We start from the raw sequence: 631 nt of genomic DNA, 5'->3' as shown, positions 1-631 counted from the left end.
TCGCCGGTGACGGTGTGGCCCTGGGCTACCTGGGCCAGCCGGAGCTGACCGCCGAGCGCTTCCTGGCCGATCCGTTCAATGGCGGCACCATGTACCGCAGTGGCGACCTGGTCTGCTGGCAGGCCGATGGCACCTTGCGCTACCTGGGCCGTGCCGACCAGCAGATCAAGCTGCGGGGCTTCCGCATCGAACTGGGCGAGATCGAGGCGCGGCTGGGCGAGTGCGCCGGGGTGCGCGACACCGCGGTGGTGGTGCGCGAGGACGCGCCGGGCGACAAGCGCCTGGTGGCGTACTTCACCACCAACGGCGTGGCGCCTGCTATCGCCGAGCTGCACGAGCGCCTGCAAGGTCAATTGCCGGACTACATGCTGCCCGCGGCCTACGTGCAGCTGGAGGCACTGCCGCTGACCGCCAACGGCAAGCTTGATCGTCGCGCGTTGCCGCAGCCGGGCAGCGATGCCGTGGTCAGCCGCACCTTCGAGGCACCGCAGGGCGCAATCGAAATGGCCTTGGCCGCGCTCTGGGCCGAGGTGCTCAAGGTCGAGCAGGTCGGTCGTCACGACCACTTCTTCGAACTGGGCGGCCACTCGCTGCTGGCGGTAAGCCTGATCGAGCGCATGCGCAAGGCCGG

General features: G+C 69.4%; 1 protein-coding gene. It reads left to right on the top strand.

The window, feature by feature from the left end:
* The coding region (locus F3J43_RS23675) for an AMP-binding enzyme (protein ID WP_166893018.1) at positions 1-631 on the top strand (631 nt) is incomplete at both ends.

The sequence above is a fragment of the Pantoea sp. Cy-639 genome (assembly GCF_011752525.1).
Taxonomy (GTDB): domain Bacteria; phylum Pseudomonadota; class Gammaproteobacteria; order Pseudomonadales; family Pseudomonadaceae; genus Aquipseudomonas.
Note: the sequence above shows the minus strand (reverse complement) of the source record. Positions and strands in the feature narration are given on the sequence as shown.